We start from the raw sequence: 17,489 nt of genomic DNA, 5'->3' as shown, positions 1-17,489 counted from the left end.
ATCATTGTTTCGCTTCAGTTGACCACCGCTCTCGCGCTGTCTGTCGGCGCCGCGCTATCGAATGCGCAAGGGCTTTCCGCTTACGACGACGTGAACGCGCCCGTCAATAGCACGCGCCTGATGCCCAACGCGCCGCGCGGCAGCGAATATCCGACGCACGGCAACCAGCAGGCGGGCGAAATGAATCTGAATCCCACCGATCCACGCGCGCAACTCGTCACTGGCACGCCTAATAACGCCCAGTCGGGCGGTTATGGGTCGCCGCTGGCGGGTGTGCGCTCTGCTGTTCCGCCGGGCCAATAGCGGTTCCTAGAGGGTTCGTTTTGTGGGTTGATTTTGCTTTCGCTGCCATCCGCGGTTTGGGTTTGTGCTGGCATCCGCGTTATGCCTTCGTGCTTCAAGCGTCGCCCCTGTGCGGGGCAATGCTCTCAACTTAAGCCCCACTGCCATCTCGCGTACAAACTTGCTTGATGGAGTGGGGCTTAAGTTGAGAGCATTGGGGCGCACATACGGGGTACTACGGGGATTTACTGTGTTTGACATGCAACACCTCTGCCAGAAGTATTCGCCCTCTACGTGAGGGGCTTTTTCTTGGTGAAGCACGAATTATGAGACGGGGTTAGGATTGGGATTGTTAGACGGCAAACCGACAATTACCCGGAAGCAGAACCCGCGTTAGAGCATTCCAGAGTGGCGTTGTACGGGTTTTACCCTTTTCCGAGGGGTGAGATTCGTGGCTATGCCAAGCCCGCCACCCTGAAATGTTTCAACGCGGGTTTTTGTTTGGGCAAAGAAAAAAGCCGCGAATCCCTCAGAAGGATTCAACGGCTTTAAAAAAATAATTAGGTGATTGGGATTATAAGTCACCTCACAGACTTCGCAAAGGCGTTTTCCCTTTAACCCATGTCAAAGCATTAGGTGAAGTTATGAATCTCGCAGAACAAAACCATCTCTCTCAGGTGGACAGCAATCCAAATGCTGTCGCGTTAAGCAATGCCACGCCCGTCAAAATATCCCGTCTATTGGTGGGACTTCCGGCAAAATCCCGTCGCACCTATGAGGCCATGTTTTAAAAGCCTGCAATTGGGATGCGATGGCCGCGACCATCGTTGATGATGTTGCTTTCAACACCCGCAGGCACAAACGCCCCAAAGCCGCGAGCCTTGCATACTGGTGCGCGTATTTCGGTCGCTGCCCAGAGCGACGAATGAGAACCGTGATTAAACACGCGATGGATTCGGGTTTGCTGGAAGTCACACAGAAAATGTTCAATGGCAGCTATACCCCGCACTATCGGTACATCGGGACGGATGTTGAAATCAACACCACCATTACAGACAGTATCAGCAGTAGTAACAAGAACCTAAATATACAAAACGGGGAGGCGCTGGCGCTTACCCCTGAAGCCGCAACCCCTGATCGCCTGAAACACGATCAGGGGAAGTCAAACCCCAAAACCTGTGAAGCCTCACCGGCTTTCCTGAAAATCTGTCTTGAAAGAAAATGGGAGTTCACTCCAGCGAATGACAACGGGAAAAACAGCCCTTGTCTGATTCCTGAGCTAACCCCTGATGATGAGCAAACAGCCCAGCGCCTTGAACATGAGATAGCCAAGGCCGGATGCAACCCGGTTAGGTTCATGAACTGGCTAACGCTGTGTCGCTTTCAGCAGAGCGCGATATGCGACTACAGCAATAGCGCGCATTGGTCCCTGTTGTTCATCATGGCGCATCGCGCGACGTTCATCGAACGCTATCGCGCGGACTTCGCAAAGAACAAAACCAGCGAACAGCAATTGACGCTTGCGGCGATGGCCCCCGCTGGCATGAAACTGGATATTCCGCTGTATGAGCGAGACCTAGAAACGGCTATTGGCCTGTTTAGCTGGGACCAGCATTGGCTAGATCATCAACAGGACGGGCAATGGGCAGGACGTACCCGGCTGGAGCATCTACGCAAGTACACGAAGTACCAGCCCGAAATGGAAACGTGGATTGATGACGTACAGGTGAGGGCGCGCGTACTCGAATTGATGGCCCCGGCCCACCAGGATCACGCTGGCTGGCCTGCTGTCCGCTGATTGATACCAACACGGCGCCAGCCGGTAGCGCTTTTCATGCGATGTCCCCGGCTCTCACAGTACAAGACGCCGACGTGCCGCCAACGGCACGCGCGCGATTCGACACTGCATCGTAGCCAGTCGGCCTGCGCGCTTCGGTACGGTATCCCACGGTCGCTGTGGACCAGCGCACGCAACATCACGACGCGCGCCGGCTATGTGCTGTATCGAACAGCGCCTGCATTGACCACTGACTAGTATCGGCGTGCGAGACCGTCTCCGGAGATGGACCCATGAAACGAACATTCGAGTATGCGGCGCTGACGCTCGTCATCGCGTCGATCACGCTGGTCTGGGTGGCCACGATGTCTGAACCGGCGCATCTGAAGTGGAGCACGTGGGCCTATTCAGAGTGGCGCATCAGCTATGACGCAGGCTTCATCCGCCGTGGTCTCGGCGGCTGGGTGATCGACAGGCTGACCAACCGCTTTAGCGGCTCGGGCGACAGCCTGATTGCCGTCAACTATCTGGTGTTCCTGAATTACGTGCTGCTTTACGCCGTATTCCTCGTGCTGTGGCTCCGGTCGCGCGCCCGCAGCGTGATCGCGCTGACGCTCGCTATCCTGATTCCGGGCGGCCTCTTTCAGATGGCACTCGGCAACGCATACTTCTTCCGCAAGGAAATCATCTTCCACGTCGTGCTGGGCATCGATTGCATGTTGTATGGCGCAATCATCAAGGCGCGCCTCGAAACGCAGAAGGTGCGTCTCGCCCTGGCGTTTTTCGCGTTGCTGTTCGTGCAGGGCGCAATTCTGCCGCTCGTTCACGAGTCGTATCTGTTCATGTCGTTCCCGGCCGCGTGGCTGCTCGCACGCAGCATTGCGTCGAGCCTGCCCGGACAGAAGCGCTTTGCGCGCTTCACATGGGCGGCCGTCGTGTTACAGGTGGTGATGTTCGCCATCTGCGCGAAATTCAAGGGCAGCGAACAGGTCGTCGCCCATATGTGGAGCCTGCTCGGTCCCGTCGATCGCGCGCGCATCTCGCCCGAAACACCGGGGGTCGTCACGGGCGGCATGGAGGCAATCGGCTGGACCGTAATGAACAATCTGGGCGGCGTGCTGCACATTTTCACATCGGGACAGTTCTGGATCTGGGGCTTCGCGGGCGCGGGCACGGCAGCCGTGCTCCTGCTGCTGACACTGTGCAATACGCGCGAGCGCGGCGCGCACGCGCCCCTCGATGAGGCGCCCACCAGCGACCTCGATACGGTGCGCTGGCATCTCGCCAAGCTTGCCTTTCTGTTCGTCACCTGCGGGCCGATGTTTGTGCTCGGTGTGGACTGGGGACGCTGGATTTCCTCGGTGACGATCTGCTACCTGTTTCTGATGTTCGTCGACGACGCGCGCCTCATCGCGCCGCCTGACCTGCTTGCCGCCGTGCCAAAGCGCTGGAAGCCAAAGGTCGATGCAGCACGCCATTTCGCGCTGTACGACGCGCTTGGCGTTGTGCGCGGTACAACGGCACGCCATCGCAAGGCGCTGCTGCTGCTTGCGCTGCTTTTCTGCCTGAGCTTCAGAACACCCGAATGCTGCCTTTCAATGGGCTTCAGCCCGTTCCACCGGCTCAAGCCGATACTCACTGAACTGGTGCACATGCCGTGACGGCGCGCGGACTGTGCCGGAATTTGTACGATCAACGTGTGTTTACGAACAGTAACGCATGTGGGTGGTTTGCTTCAATGTATGCAATGGACTGAAGAACGCATGCGGTCGGCGAAGCAGCCGGTGAAGGTGAGAGAGGGTGATTGCGGGTGATCGCGCAGCGAGGGCCTCAGATGAATGCCCGAGCACTCCCGGTTGGTGATAGAGACGTCGCGGGAATCGCGCTCGAACATTGTTTCGACGAGCGGCGCTTCCGCCACGCACTGGGCCGCTTCGCGACGGGCGTCGTGGTGATATCGAGCGGAAGCGGCGAATCATTGCATGCGATGACAGCGAATGCCTTCATGTCGGGCTCGCTGAAACCGCCGCTGTCAGACGGTGAATCACCGCGTGTAGTGCGCAATTGCCTATGCCGTACTCTGCACGCAGGGCCGCATATCCAGCCCCAACGGACTCACGTATAGCCCGTACATCGGCCTCTGTGAGCTTGGCGCACGATGAACAGGGTTTAGCCCTGCCTACACGCCGCACCACGTCCGCACGATTGACGACATACAGCCCTTCATAACCCGGTACATCACGCCATTCTGACGCGGGCAGCGGGGCGGGGACCAGCGGCGCACCATTGATTTTGATAGCCATAATTGTTGATTTCCACCGAATTCTGACCCACCGGGTCAATTCTCAGTGGATATCAACCGCCTTCACCACACACCCGCCAGATCTACCACCCCGCGCCTTGATGGTCATGGACTTCGCGATCATTGCTCGCTCGTCCGGTCGGGTAGGCCTCGTATCTGGTTTCTGTTCGTCAGGTCGTGGCTTTGCTACACGCTTCCTTCAGACCCCGCCTCACGACGACGCCCTTGCGTTTCGCTAGTCCTTCACCACCATCAGGTTGGACAGGGGACTTGCACCCCCAAGCTGTTGCGCATGCTCGGCGCACCAAAAAAAAGCCCGCTTGCGCGGGCAACCTTCTACCAGGAGACAACAGAAAAAAAACCGCATCAACCCTTAGTCGCGCCAAACGTAAGCCCTGCAACGAAGTGCTTCTGCATCGCAAAGAACATCGCAACAGAAGGCAGCGCAGCCAGAATAGAACCGGCCGACACCAGATTCCACGCCGTCGTCCACTGCCCTTTGAGCGCCGCGACCCCAACCGTGATCGGCGCGGCGTCGTCGCCTTGCGTGAGGCACAGCGCCCAGAAATAATCGTTCCAGACGAACGTGAAAACAAGAATGGCGAGCGCAGCAAGCGCAGGGCGAATCAGCGGCAGCACGATGCGGAAGAACACCGTCCACTCACCTGCTCCTTCAATACGCGCCGCCTCGACCAGTTCATACGGCAACTGCTTGATGAAGTTCCGCAGAAAGAGCGCGCAAAACCCCGTCTGAAACGACACGTGAAAAAGAATCAGCGCGCCAAGCGTATTAAACACACCAAGGCTCAACGACAGATCGCGCACGGGAATCATCAGAATCTGGACCGGCACGAAGTTACCCGCAACAAAGGTCGCGAAGAGCGTCGTGTTGCCGCGAAACTTGTAGATGGCCAGTGCGAAACCCGCCATCGCCGCGAGCGCAATCGAACCGACCACGGCAGGAACCGTAATCAGCACGCTGTTCCAGAAGTAATGCAGCATCGGCGACGTGGTGAGCGCTTCGCGATAGTTGTCGATGAGCGTGATGTGCTTCGGCCAGCCCCAGTAATTACCTTCGCTCAGTTCTTCCGTCGAGCGCACCGACGTGACGAGCACGGCGATCATCGGTAATAGCCAGATCAATAGCGCAACCGGCAACGTCAACTTGTACAGCCGCCGGTTGAACGGCTTCCATTTGGCAACGGGCATCGGGTACATATCGTCCGCTCCTTACTGTTCGTTGCGCAGCATACGGCGCAGGTGATAGACGATGTACACGAGCATGATCGCGAACAACACCACGGCGATCGATGCCGAATAGCCGATGCGGTAATACTTGATCGCCTGGTCGTACATGTAATAAGCGAGTACGGTCGAGCTTTCGAATGGCCCGCCGCCCGTCATCACCGAAATCAGGTCGAAGCTGCGCAGTGCGCCGATTATCGTGACGACGATTGCCATAAAGGTGACGGGCCGCAACTGCGGCAGCACCACATGCCACAGCATCGACCAGCCCTTCGCGCCTTCCATGCGCGCGGCTTCGATCTGCTCGCTGTTCAGCGATGTCAGACCCGTCAGATAAAGAATCATGCAATACGCGGTCTGCGGCCATAGCGCGGCGAAGATAATGCCGAAGGTCGCATAGTGCGCGTCGCCGAGCACGGGCACGCCGTGGCCGAGTATCACGGCAAAGAGGCCAAAGGTCGGATCGTAGAACCAAGAGAAGATCAGCCCGACCACGACGCCCGACAACACGAATGGCGCGAAGAACAGCGACTTCACGACGCGTATGCCCGCCACCGCCTGGTTCAGATAGAGCGCGACGGCGAGCCCCATCGGCGGCGCGAGCAGGAACAGCACGAGCCAGATGAGGTTGTTCTTCAGCGCGGTATAGAAAGTCGGCGCCTGAAACAGTTCGATGTAGTTCGCGAGACCGACAAAGACCTTGTCGGTCATGCCGTCCCAGTTGTAAAAGCTGAGCCAGATCGACGACAGGATCGGCCAGACCACATACACCGCGACCATGAAGCACGCGGGCGCGAGAAACAACAGCGCGGCCTTGCGCTGCCGACGCGCGGTGGGTGACGGTCCACGCTTCTTGCGCGTGGCTCGCGGCGCTGGCGACGCCTGCGGCTGCGACGGCGGCGTGCCGTTGATGTCCTGACGTGTAACGGAGTGCGACACGACGATTCTCCATGCAACGAAATTGCTGCTTCGCGCCGGACGCGCATGTCGATGCGCATCCGGCGCCACTGCCTTACATCCTTACTTCTTGTAGATACGCTTGCGCGTCTGCTCGAGCTGCGCAAGGATCGCGTCGATCTTCGTCGGATCGGCGATGAACTGCTGCATGCCCTTCATCCCTTCGTCGGCCATTTCCTTCGTCATGTCGCGATCGTAGAACTGCGCAATGCCGCCCTTCGTATTCGACAAAATCTGGAAACCGATCTTCGAAATGGGATCTTCCGGCTCAGGCGACTTGCTGTTCGCCGACAGCGAGCCAAGACCCGTCGCGAGCTTCGCGCCCTGCTCCGGCGTTTCGACGAACGCGAGGAACGTGTGCGCATCGGCCTTGTTCTTGGCCTTGGCCGGAATATGCAGCGATTCGACGGGACCGTCTTCCGCCGTCGGCACGTTCGAGTCGATGATCGGGAACTGGAAGTAGCTCATGTTCGGCTTCACGTTCGGCGGGAAACCGCCCGTGATGAACGTGCCCATCAGCATCATCGCGGCCTTGCCCTGGAAGATGAACGGTTGCGCTGCGTCCAGATCGTACGACAACGAGTTGTCGATAAAGTCCTTGTCGTCGAGCAACTGCTTCCACGTCGTGTAGACCTTCTTCACGCGCGGATCGGTGTACGGCACTTCGCCCGCCATCAGCTTCTGGTGGAACGCGTTGCCGTTGATGCGCAGGTCGAGATAATCGAACCAGCCGGCAAGCGTCCATGCATCGCGGCCGCCCACTGCGAACGGCGTGATGCCCGCCGCCTTCAGCTTCTTGCACGCGTCCATCAACTGGTCCCACGTCTTCGGCTCGGATGCGATGCCAGCCTTCTGGAACAGGTCCTTGCGATAGAACAGGCCCCACGAGTAGTACACGGTCGGCGCCGCATACTGCTTGCCGTTGTACGTCGACGATTCCTTCGTCGATGCATACATGCTGTCCCAGCCGTTCTTCTTCCAGTCGCCGCTCAGGTCTTCAAACAGCCCGCGACGCGCGTAGTACGCCATGCGCTCGCCGTTGTGCCAGTTCACGACGTCGGGCGCGACGGTCGACAGCCAGCCCGGCAACTGTACCTTGTACGCTTCCTCATCGACGAACGACGCCTTCACGTCGATGTCGGGATGCGCCTTCTTGAAGTCGTCGATCACCGATTGCCACACCGCGCGCTGGCTTGCGCCTTTGAACGCGATGTTGATCGTCATCGTGCCCGCTTCGGCCGTCGTCGCCGCGAACGGCGAGACGGCTGCGGCGACTGCGATGGCTGCCACTGCAATTGCGGTGCGCGCTTTGAGTTTTCCTGCTTTCATCTTCCTGTCTCCTTGTGTCCTGGTTCTAACCTGCTGGGATCACTGCTACGTTGCGAAGTTATTCCGTACATTCAGTACGATAAGCCGCGACGCCTTGCGGCTCGACTTCATGCGCACCGACCACGAAACGCGATGCATCGACACCTTCGATCACGTGCCGTGCATTCGTATAGTTGAACACGTACGTGAGCTTGCCGCGCCGGCTGATACGCACGCTGTCGCCGAGCGGTGTCGGCGTAAGACCCGCTTCCGTCGCGATGCGCGCAAACAGCGACTCCGTCAGACGATCGTCGAACAGGCTCGCGAAGTAGTGAACGGAACCGTGCTGCACATACGCGGGATGACCGTCGGCAAAACGCGCGCGCACACCGAAGCTGCGTTCGTCGGCGGCATCGATCAGATCGCGCCAGTGACGTGCGTGACCTTCGCGCAGTCCATCGCTTGCGCCGTTCACCTGCACGGGCTCAGTTACATTCGGCCGCATCGATTCGACGCGCCACACACGGATCGGCAGCAGCGATGCGAGCGCGCCCGGAGGCAGGTTCGCGGGAATCTGCAGATCAGGCGTCTTCGAGCCGGTACGCGGACCGAGCACGATCTGCGCGCCCGATGCCGCGAGCCGCACCGCGAAGTCGCCAGGCACGACGGGCAACGGCGGGACGACGATCATCGAGTAGCCGTCGAGCGGCGCATCGGCGGGAATCACATCGACGTCGAAGCCCAGCGAACGCAGCGCCGAGTAGTACTCGAACGCGAAGCGCGGGTAATGAAAGTCCGCGCCCTGTGGATGAATTTCAAAGAGCCACTTGGCTTCGTAGTCGTAGATCAGCGCGACCTTGCTGCGCACGTTCGCGTTCGCATCGGCATCAGCCGCCGACACCTTTGCGATCTCGTGCGCGACCTGCTCCGCTTCGCTGCCGCCAATGTCGAGGCGATTGTCGGGCGTATTGAGCCCTGCATGCATCTGTTCCTGCGCGAACGGCGCCTGACGCCATCTGAAGTACGACACGCAGCCCGCACCATGCGCGAACGCTTCCCAGCTCCACAGACGCACCATGCCCGGCAGCGGCGCAGGATTCCAGTGCGCCCAGTTCACAGGACCCGGCTGCTGCTCCATCACCCAGAACGGCAGCTTCGACATACCGCGATACACGTCATGGTTGAACGACGCGAAGTCGGGATGCCCGGTGCGCAGGAACTTCGCCTTGATATCAGGGGCGTACCACTGCTCTTCGAGCGCGCCGAGCGGATAGCTGTCCCACGTGGCTACATCGAGATCGCGCGCGACCTTGTAGTGATCGAACTCGGTAAACAGCTGCATGAAGTTGTGCGCAACAGGCCGGCCCGGCGAATGCGCGCGAATGATCTCGACCTGCATGCGGTTGTAGCGCGCGACTTCATCGGATGCGAAACGCCGGTAATCGAGTCGATGCGAAGGATGCGCTTCCGTGACGGTCGCAATGGGCGCATCGATTTCGTCAAAGCTGCGGTACTCCATGCTCCAGAACACGGTGCCCCACGCTCGGTTCAATGCGTCGACGTTCTGATAACGCTCTTTGAGCCACACGCGAAAACGCGCGACGGCTGCGGGCGAATAGCTGACCACCGTGTTGTGGCAACCGAATTCGTTATCCGTCTGCCAGTACGCGACGGCAGGATGCTTGCCGTAACGCTCCGCGACGGCCTCGCAGATCTTGCGCGACGCTTCGAAATACGAAGGCGACGAGAAATCGTAATGACGGCGCGAGCCGAATGCACGCGGACGTCCATCCGCGCCCACGGGCAGAATGTCGGGATGACGGTCGATCAGCCACTTCGGCGGCGTCGCCGTCGGTGTACACATGACGACCTGCAAACCGGCGTCACCGAGCACGTCGACCGCACGATCGAGCCAGGCCCAATCGTATTCGCCCGGCGACGGCTCCATACGGCTCCACGCGAATTCAGCGATTCGCACCTGCTCGATGCCGAGCGCCTTCATACGGCGCGCGTCGTCTTTCCACATCGATTCCGGCCAGTGCTCCGGGTAGTAACAGACTCCAAGGCGCATGCGCATGTCCCTTATTTATGCGTAGTGTTCGACGGAGTTGAGCGCCTTCACGGCGAATCCGTCTTCGGTGAAAAGATGGCAGGCACGGGCGGGCGCGGCGAATACCACGCGCTCGCCCTGTTCGACGCGAGCGTTGCCCGGCACCTTCGCGATGAGCACGGCGCCGCCCGGTTGTTCGAGATGCACGTAGCTATGCTCGCCGAGATGCTCGATCAGCGAAATGGTGCGTGCGAGCGTTGCATCACGTCGTGATGCATCGTCGGTGACGAGTTCGAGATGTTCCGGGCGCACGCCGAGCGTGACGGGCTGCCCACCTTGCAAGGTGCTGCCGTCGACCTCGACGCGCAGCGTTTCATTCGTGTGATCGAGCGTGACGTCGACGCCTTGTGCGTCGATCGCCGTGACTCTGCCCGGCAGGAAGTTCATGCGCGGCGAGCCGATGAAGCCCGCGACAAAGCGGCTATCGGGCCGGTGATACAGCTCCAGCGGCGCGCCGATCTGCGCAATGCTGCCGTAGCGCTCGGTGTCCTTGCCCGAATGCAGCAGCACGATCTTGTCGGCGAGCGTCATCGCCTCCGTCTGATCGTGCGTCACATAGACGACGCTCGCGGTCGCGAACTGCTTGTGCAGACGCGCAATTTCGATTCGCGTCTGACCACGCAACGTGGCGTCGAGATTGGACAAGGGCTCGTCGAACAGAAACACGCCTGGCTCGCGCACGATCGCGCGGCCAATCGCGACACGCTGCCGCTGCCCGCCCGACAACGCGCGCGGCTTGCGGTCGAGCAGCGCTTCGAGTTGCAGGATGCGTGCCGCTTCCTTCACCTTGCTGTCGATTTCCGCTTTCGGCTTCTTCGCGAGCTTGAGGCCGAAGGCCATGTTCTCGTACACGCTCATGTGCGGAAACAGCGCATAACTCTGGAACACCATCGCGACACCACGCTCGGCAGCGGGCACGTCATTGACGATGCGCCCGCCGATCGACAGGTCGCCGTCCGTCACGTCTTCAAGGCCCGCAATCATGCGCAGTAACGTGGACTTGCCGCAGCCCGACGGGCCGAGGAACACACAAAACTCGTTTTCGCCGATCTCCAGATCGACGTTGCGGATCACGGGCGCGTTGTCTCCATACGCCTTCTGCACGCCCTTCAACGAAATGCTCGCCATCGCTTCGACTCCGTGATTTAATCAGCCCGAAGCGGAGATTAAGCGCTTAATCTGAACGGCCGAAAAAACGACCGCATTGCGATCGCTGGCCCTTCTGAAGGCCATTTGTTGGCCGTGTAAGGCTGTCTCCGATAATTCGTTCTGTCGTTTTGCGCATGGTGCCCCGCCTTCGTAGCCAATGCAAATGATGAACGCCAGTCCCACATATTGAATAAGCGTTGCGAAACATGTCCACCTTGAGCGAAGTCGCGCGGCGCGCCGGCGTCACGTCGGCCACCGTTTCGAACGTGCTGCGCAATCGCGGGCGCGTCGGCGAGCAGACGCGTCAGCGCGTGCTCGAAGCCGTCGAAGCGCTCAACTACCGTCCGCACCTCGCAGCGCGCGCACTTGCCGAAGGACGCGCGCCGACCATTGCGCTGATGGTGTCGAGCATCGCGAACCCGTTCTACCCGGAGTTTGCGCTGGCCGTCGAGCGCGCGGCGCGCACCAGCGGCCACTTCGTCATCATCTGCAACACCAATGAAGATCCGCACGCGGGCCGCGCGTATCTGGAGCAGATTGCGGGCACGCTCTCCGAAGGCGTGCTTGTGATGAACGCCAACCTCGACTTCGACGATCTGCGCAAAACGGAAGCGCGCGGCGCACCCGTGGTGCTGTGCATGTGGGAACGTCCCGACGATCCACCCGGCTTGCCGTGCGTCGCCGTCGATTTCCGTCTTGCGGGCCAGCTTGCCGCGAAGCATCTGATCGAGCTTGGGCACACGCGCATCGGTGCGGTTGTCGGCAGCAAGCCCTCGGGTATTCACGCATCGCGCTATGAAGGCTTTGTCGATGCAATGCGCGAGGCAGGCCTCAAAGTGCCCGCGAAAAACGTGCGTTACGCACCCGATACGACCGAGGGCGGTTATGCCGCAGCGCGCCATCTGCTGGAGCACGACGCAAAACTGACCGCCATCTTCGCGACCAACGACCTGCCCGCGCTCGGCACGATCCACGCGGCGGCTGATCTCGGGCGCGACGTGCCGCGCGATCTATCCGTGGTCGGCATCACCGACATTCAGCTCGCGCAGCAATCGCGCCCGCCTCTCACAACCGTCGCGGTGCCAACCGTCGAAGCCGCCGAGCTCGCCGTGTCGTTGCTGCGCGAGTTGATCGAGCGGCCAGCGGGCAAGCATGGCGCGCACCAGAAAGCACCGCGCGTGTGCGTGACGTCCGCGCCGCAGTTGATCGTGCGCGGCTCCACAAGCAAACGCTGACGCCTACCTGCACCGAAGCTGAGGCTTTCCTCATACATCACACGATCAGGCATGACATATCTCGCATCACTCGATCCTGGTCAAAATCAGTACAAGCGATGTTTGCGTAACGTGCCGCATTGGCGGGACAGAATGAGGACAAGAACCCGCAAAGGCTTGTGTGTCAAAGGCTTGCATTGCGCAAAGCGTTTGTTTATGCGGCTTTGCGCCATCATTGAATAAAAAAATCCGCCTCAAATCATCGTCGCGCTTGTTAGACTCGAATCGACTTTCCCAAGGGTTTTCGATTCATGAACAACACAGTGGATGATCCAGAAGTCGTGCCGCGCTATCGCATCGGGGCCGTCGCCCGCATGGCGAATCTCCCCGTCGGCACGCTGCGTATCTGGGAGCGCCGCTATGGCGTCGTCGCACCGCCCACTACGCAATCGGGGCATCGCCTGTACAGCGAAGCCGACGTGCGGCGCGTCGCGATGATCAAGGGGCTCGTCGATCGCGGCTATTCGATCGGCTCGATCGCCACCTTGCAGACGGGCGAACTCGAACGGCTCGCGTTCATGCATGTCGACAAGACGCCTGTGTCGCCGCTCACGGAGGGGCGGCCGGGCTTGCGGCTGCGCATCGTCGGCACGGCGCTCGCGCAGACCATTCGCCAGCATCTGCACGCGATGCAGGCCGAACTCGCGAGCGAGCCGAAAGTCTTCGAGAACATGACGGCCGCGTTCACCGAGCGCATGAACCAGCCCGCCGATGTGCTGATCATTCATCTGCCGTCGCTGCATGCCGACGATGTCGAGCGCGTGCTCGCGTTGAGCGCGTCGACTCACGCGGAGAACATCGTCGTGGTGTATTCGTTCGCTGCCGCCAACACGATCAATCTGCTGGAGCGCGTCGGCGTGCGCACGATACGCGAGCCGCTCGATCAGGCATCGATCGCGCATATGATGAGCGACATCCAGCGCAAGACGGGACAAGCTGCCACGCAGCCCGACATGCGCGAGCCCGCGCCGCAGCGACACTACTCCGACGAAACCTTGATGGCGATGGCGCATGCGTCGACCACCGTCGCGTGCGAATGCCCGAAGCATCTTGCGAGCATCATCATGCAGCTGAGCGCATTCGAGCAGTACAGCGTCAGCTGCGCGTCGCGCACGCCCGCCGATGCGCTGCTGCATGTCTATCTGGCGAACATCTCGGGCCGTGCGCGCGCGATGTTCGAGCATGCACTGCTGCGGCTCGAACGCGAGGAACGTTGGGCGCTGGAAAAATCGCTGACAGCGCGCTGATACAACAGAAGCGGCTACGCTAAACGTTTGCGCAACCGCCCAGACTTCAGCGTTGCGAGCGCTTGTTCGCGTACATCGCGCCGTCGGCTTGCGCGAGCAGGTCGTCGATGCTCTGCGGGCTGTCCGGCGCATACGTCGCCGTGCCCACGCTGCAATGCAATTGATAAGGCGTTTGCGCGGACTGATTGTGGACATCCAGTTGATGTCTGAGACGTGCGATGGTCTGCGTCGTCCCTTCTTCGTCCGAGTCGCTCAGCAACACGACGAACTCGTCACCGCCTAACCGGCCGATCACATCGCTGTCGCGCAATGCCGTTTGCAATACCGTTGCAAATGCAATCAACGCGCGGTCACCTTCCGCGTGACCGTACACGTCGTTGATATTCTTGAAGCCATTCAGGTCGAAGAACAGCAGCGACGCGGGCTTTTGTGCGCGCTTGCAGAGCCTGATTGCATGCTGCGCGAGTGACTCGAAGCCGCGGCGATTCGACAGGCCTGTCAGTTCATCCGTGGTCGCGAGTTGCACGGCGGAGATTTCCTGCTCGGCCATGCGCGCAAGATCGCGCAACAGCACGCGCTCTTCGTCATCCAATGCGCGTGGCTTCACGTCGATCAGGCATAGCGTGCCCAGCCGGCTGCCGTTGTCGACGGTGAGCGGATAGCCCGCGTAGAAGCGGATATTCGGATCGCCCGTAACAAGCGGATTGTCGGCGAAGCGCACATCGAGCAACGCGTCGTTCACGAGGAACAGTTCGTCGTCGAGAATCGCGTGGCCGCAGAAAGACACATCGCGTGATGTTTCCGAAGCATCGATGCCGGGATGCGACTTGAACCACTGGCGATGGCTGTCGACCAGCGTGACGGCCGCAATGGGCACGCCGAACAGCCGCCGCGCAAGGCGTGTGAGACGGTCGAACCGTTCTTCCGGCGGTGTATCGAGTATGTGAAGCGAACGCAAAGTCTCCACGCGTTCACTTTCGTTATGTGGCATTGATGGTCGCAGCATTCGAGATCCGGATTAAACGCGAACACGCGATACTCCTTTAGCACCGCGCGATCCGCCGCAGGTTGAACGGAACCGGGTACAAATTCTATCCGCAGCCTGCGGTAAATGAAACGATTACGCCCTGCTCAGTTGGCTCAAATGCACGCGTAATTGCCCTGGCTGAAAGCTAACCGACACCTGTCGGCCCGTTCAACACGATGCGAACCTTGCGGGCCAGTTCCACGCGCCGATAGGGCTTGTGAATCATGTCGAACTCGCTGCCGTTCGCATCGGTCCGCTCGAGCGACGCATCGGCATAGCCTGTCGTCAGCAGCACCTTGATCTTCGGTTGCAGGCGCCGCGCCTCGCGCGCGAGCATCACGCCGTTCATGTTGCCCGGCATGATGAGGTCGGTGAACAGCAGGTCGACAGTCGTGCCGTCCTGCAACATCTCCATCGCCTCTTTCGTGTTCAGCACGACACGCGTGCGATAGCCGATCTGCTCGAGCATCGCCTGCGCGACCTCCGCCACTTCGACGCGGTCGTCGACGATCAGAATCATTTCGTTGCCCGCCTTTTCAATCGCCTTCGGTGCGGACGGACGACGCTGCGCATTGCCTTCCACAGCCGGGAAATACAGCCGCAACGTGGTGCCGACGCCCGGTTCCGAATAAAGGTTCACGGCGCCGCCCGATTGCTTCGCGAAGCCATATACCATCGACAACCCGAGGCCCGTTCCCTTGCCTTCGTCCTTGGTCGTGAAGAACGGGTCCATCACCCTGTCGAGAATCTCGGGCGGGATGCCGCAGCCGTTGTCGGAAATCGCAATGCTCACATAGCGGCCGGTCCGCAGGTCGGCGAAGCCGACCATCGCTTGCTGCTCCAGTTCGACCATCTCCGTGCGCACGGTCACGACACCGTCGCGCTGGTTTGCAAGCGCGTCGCGTGCATTGAGCAGCACGTTAAGCAATGCGACTTCGAGCTGGGTCGAATCGACACGGCAATTGCCGAGGCCATCCTCATATTCGGTCTTCAGCGAAACGTTCTCGCCAAGCGTGCGCCGCGCGAGTTCGACCATGCTGTCCGCCAGCGTATTCAGATTGACTGGGCGCCCCACGAGCTTCTGCTTGCGCGCAAACGCGAGCAGCTGTTGCGTCAGCGTCGTGGCTTTGGCGACCGCGCCGCGTATGCGATCGAGGCTTTGTGCCATCACAGGGCCTTGCGCATTACCTTCGATGCCCATTTGCAGCACATCCACATAACCCGCCATCACCTGCAGCAGGTTGTTGAAGTCGTGCGCAATGCCGCCCGTCAACTGCCCGAGCGCCTCCATCTTCTGCGCCTGATGCAGCGCGTCCTCCGCGTCACGGCGGCGGCTCACGTCCAGTTGCGAGCCGAAGAAATACACCAGTTCGCCTTGCTCGTTGAAGACGGGCGAAATGAAGAGCGCGTTCCAGAACGTCGAGCCGTCCTTGCGATAGTTGAGAACCTCCGTCGCGATCTCGCGGCGATGCTCAACGGCGTCCCGCACCTCGTCGATGGTGGCGCGATCCGTCTCCGGCCCTTGTAGAAAGCGGCAGTTGGTACCGATGATCTCCGGCAGCTCATAGCCCGTCATGCGCAAGAACGCGTGGTTCGCGAAGATCACGGGGTTGTCGGGCAGGTTCGGATCGGTGACGACCATCGGCATGCGTGTCGTCGATACGGCGGCGAAGAAGATGTCGTCGCGATGGTCGGTGATCTGATGCGCGCCGCTTCGAATGGTTGTGAGTGTACGGTTGGTATCCATGGCATTTGACGCAATAAGGTGCGACAGCCACGGTTGTTTCGCTCGACTCTTTACGTGGGCAGTCACACTCCGGTTTGAGAAGCCGCATCGGTCTGCGCAGAGCGATGCGGAATTGCATGGCGTCCGTTAATGCGAGATTCATGCCGACACGAAAATGCGGCAGTAATTGCGCAAAAGCTCACCAATAGAAGGGAAGAGTTACCGCGCAAAGCCGCCATGCGTCACTGGAAATGCCGGATAAGCGGTGCGTGATTTCGCAAAAGGAAAGGCGACTAGAAAAATTTTCAAACGATCTTTACTGCTGCGTCCGGCGCAGCATCGACACGTCATAGCCTAATGCGCGCACGCGTTCCAGCAGCGCGCGTTGCAGTTCGACTGCGGGTTTCGCTTCACGCGTGAGTATCCACAGATAGGTGCCGCTCGGTTCCCCGACGATCGACCAGTCATAGTCGTCGGCGTGATCGAGCACCCAGTAGTCGCCGACATAGAACGGCCCGAAGAACGATACTTTCAGCTTTGCGTTGTCCGACTCGGGGACCACCCGCGCCTTGCCACGCGCGATGCGCCGCGGTCCATCAGCACCACCCTCGCGGCCCGTGTTGATCACGCTAATCAAGCCGTCGTCGCGCTTCGCGTAGTCCGCCGTGACGAAATCGCGGCCTCGCTCGAAATGATTGTCGTAGCGCGCGAACTCGTACCAGCGCCCCGCATAGCGGTCCACGTCGACGCGCTTTGCCGGTTCGGGCACGCGCGCATTGCCCTTCTTTCTTCTGATGACGATCGCGCATGCAACCAGCAAACCCACTGCGACGACCCCCGCGCCGGCAATGACAGCACGCGCATGAGAACTGTTGTGCTCGATCTCCTGACTGACGTTTTGTTCGACACTCATCGATATCAACCTCCCGGATAGGAAACCTCGACCCGGCGACAAAGCCGTTTAGACCTTACGCGTCTGAAAAGTTTTCCAGCAAAGCGCAATACGGTGTCAGCGCAATGAATGCTTGACGGCAAGGCCGCGACGCAGATTCGCAATAGCCGCTATGCTCTCTCTTCTGCATTTC

General features: G+C 60.1%; 14 protein-coding genes and 1 pseudogene. 7 read left to right on the top strand and 8 right to left on the bottom strand.

Features of this window, described 5'->3' with window-relative positions:
• The 5 genes and pseudogenes from BLT65_RS37610 to BLT65_RS46790 all read left to right on the top strand — a co-directional run.
• Positions 1-303, top strand: coding sequence for a hypothetical protein (locus tag BLT65_RS37610; protein WP_425273195.1), 303 nt, complete (start codon positions 1-3; stop codon positions 301-303).
• A gap of 623 nt (positions 304-926) precedes the next feature.
• Complete coding sequence (locus BLT65_RS47445) at positions 927-1,073, top strand: hypothetical protein (RefSeq protein WP_167306613.1); 147 nt, start codon at positions 927-929, stop codon at positions 1,071-1,073.
• Positions 1,074-1,093: 20 nt separating this feature from the next.
• Positions 1,094-2,080 carry a hypothetical protein gene (locus BLT65_RS37605; RefSeq protein ID WP_143036637.1) on the top strand — a complete coding sequence of 329 codons (987 nt, stop codon included), beginning with the start codon at positions 1,094-1,096 and terminating at the stop codon, positions 2,078-2,080.
• Positions 2,081-2,352: 272 nt separating this feature from the next.
• A complete protein-coding gene (locus BLT65_RS37600; RefSeq protein ID WP_091788019.1) occupies positions 2,353-3,720 on the top strand; it encodes a hypothetical protein in 1,368 nt (455 codons plus the stop codon).
• 173 nt (positions 3,721-3,893) lie between these two features.
• A pseudogene (locus tag BLT65_RS46790) lies at positions 3,894-4,091 on the top strand (flavin reductase); the annotation flags it as partial.
• A gap of 636 nt (positions 4,092-4,727) precedes the next feature.
• On the opposite strand, the gene BLT65_RS37590 reads toward BLT65_RS46790, so the two are convergent.
• The 5 genes from BLT65_RS37590 to BLT65_RS37570 form a co-directional block, all read right to left on the bottom strand.
• Positions 4,728-5,579: a carbohydrate ABC transporter permease gene (locus tag BLT65_RS37590; RefSeq protein WP_042307357.1), complete on the bottom strand. Its 852-nt coding sequence runs from the start codon at positions 5,577-5,579 to the stop codon at positions 4,728-4,730.
• Between the two features lie 12 nt (positions 5,580-5,591).
• Entirely contained in the window at positions 5,592-6,545 is a 954-nt protein-coding gene (locus BLT65_RS37585) for a carbohydrate ABC transporter permease (protein WP_007737738.1), read from the bottom strand.
• Between the two features lie 81 nt (positions 6,546-6,626).
• Positions 6,627-7,892: an ABC transporter substrate-binding protein gene (locus BLT65_RS37580; RefSeq protein ID WP_091788013.1), complete on the bottom strand. Its 1,266-nt coding sequence runs from the start codon at positions 7,890-7,892 to the stop codon at positions 6,627-6,629.
• 58 nt (positions 7,893-7,950) lie between these two features.
• Positions 7,951-9,942 (bottom strand): beta-galactosidase, encoded by a 1,992-nt coding sequence (locus tag BLT65_RS37575; RefSeq protein WP_091788116.1) that lies wholly within the window; start codon positions 9,940-9,942, stop codon positions 7,951-7,953.
• Between the two features lie 15 nt (positions 9,943-9,957).
• The gene (locus tag BLT65_RS37570) at positions 9,958-11,109 is read right to left on the bottom strand and encodes an ABC transporter ATP-binding protein (protein ID WP_091788010.1); all 1,152 of its coding nucleotides are present in this window, start codon (positions 11,107-11,109) and stop codon (positions 9,958-9,960) included.
• A gap of 227 nt (positions 11,110-11,336) precedes the next feature.
• Between BLT65_RS37570 and BLT65_RS37565 the strand changes: the two genes are divergently transcribed.
• Together BLT65_RS37565 and BLT65_RS37560 are read left to right on the top strand one after the other, a co-directional pair.
• On the top strand, positions 11,337-12,365 hold the full coding sequence (locus tag BLT65_RS37565) for a LacI family DNA-binding transcriptional regulator (protein ID WP_091788007.1): 1,029 nt from the start codon (positions 11,337-11,339) through the stop codon (positions 12,363-12,365).
• 290 nt (positions 12,366-12,655) lie between these two features.
• Positions 12,656-13,651, top strand: a complete 996-nt coding sequence (locus tag BLT65_RS37560) for a MerR family transcriptional regulator (protein ID WP_007737742.1) — start codon at positions 12,656-12,658, stop codon at positions 13,649-13,651.
• A gap of 46 nt (positions 13,652-13,697) precedes the next feature.
• Here the strand turns inward: BLT65_RS37560 and BLT65_RS37555 are convergent, their stop codons facing one another.
• From BLT65_RS37555 to BLT65_RS37545, 3 genes are all read right to left on the bottom strand, one after another.
• Complete coding sequence (locus tag BLT65_RS37555) at positions 13,698-14,657, bottom strand: sensor domain-containing diguanylate cyclase (protein ID WP_091788004.1); 960 nt, start codon at positions 14,655-14,657, stop codon at positions 13,698-13,700.
• Positions 14,658-14,823: 166 nt separating this feature from the next.
• Positions 14,824-16,425, bottom strand: coding sequence for a hybrid sensor histidine kinase/response regulator (locus BLT65_RS37550; RefSeq protein ID WP_091788001.1), 1,602 nt, complete (start codon positions 16,423-16,425; stop codon positions 14,824-14,826).
• A 295-nt stretch (positions 16,426-16,720) separates the two neighbouring features.
• Positions 16,721-17,317, bottom strand: coding sequence for a lipocalin family protein (locus BLT65_RS37545; protein ID WP_091787997.1), 597 nt, complete (start codon positions 17,315-17,317; stop codon positions 16,721-16,723).
• Positions 17,318-17,489: the final 172 nt, after the last annotated feature.

The sequence above is a fragment of the Paraburkholderia steynii genome (assembly GCF_900100565.1).
In the GTDB taxonomy this organism is placed as follows: Bacteria; Pseudomonadota; Gammaproteobacteria; order Burkholderiales; family Burkholderiaceae; genus Paraburkholderia; species Paraburkholderia terrae.
Note: the sequence above shows the minus strand (reverse complement) of the source record. Positions and strands in the feature narration are given on the sequence as shown.

Coding starts and splice junctions, on each gene's coding strand:
- BLT65_RS47445 (WP_167306613.1), top strand. CDS start 927: ATGAATCTCGCAGAACAAAACCATCTCTCTCAGGTGGACAGCAATCCA.
- BLT65_RS37605 (WP_143036637.1), top strand. CDS start 1,094: ATGGCCGCGACCATCGTTGATGATGTTGCTTTCAACACCCGCAGGCAC.
- BLT65_RS37600 (WP_091788019.1), top strand. CDS start 2,353: ATGAAACGAACATTCGAGTATGCGGCGCTGACGCTCGTCATCGCGTCG.
- BLT65_RS37590 (WP_042307357.1), bottom strand. CDS start 5,579: ATGTACCCGATGCCCGTTGCCAAATGGAAGCCGTTCAACCGGCGGCTG.
- BLT65_RS37580 (WP_091788013.1), bottom strand. CDS start 7,892: ATGAAAGCAGGAAAACTCAAAGCGCGCACCGCAATTGCAGTGGCAGCC.
- BLT65_RS37575 (WP_091788116.1), bottom strand. CDS start 9,942: ATGCGCCTTGGAGTCTGTTACTACCCGGAGCACTGGCCGGAATCGATG.
- BLT65_RS37570 (WP_091788010.1), bottom strand. CDS start 11,109: ATGGCGAGCATTTCGTTGAAGGGCGTGCAGAAGGCGTATGGAGACAAC.
- BLT65_RS37565 (WP_091788007.1), top strand. CDS start 11,337: ATGTCCACCTTGAGCGAAGTCGCGCGGCGCGCCGGCGTCACGTCGGCC.
- BLT65_RS37560 (WP_007737742.1), top strand. CDS start 12,656: ATGAACAACACAGTGGATGATCCAGAAGTCGTGCCGCGCTATCGCATC.
- BLT65_RS37555 (WP_091788004.1), bottom strand. CDS start 14,657: ATGCTGCGACCATCAATGCCACATAACGAAAGTGAACGCGTGGAGACT.
- BLT65_RS37550 (WP_091788001.1), bottom strand. CDS start 16,425: ATGGATACCAACCGTACACTCACAACCATTCGAAGCGGCGCGCATCAG.
- BLT65_RS37545 (WP_091787997.1), bottom strand. CDS start 17,317: ATGAGTGTCGAACAAAACGTCAGTCAGGAGATCGAGCACAACAGTTCT.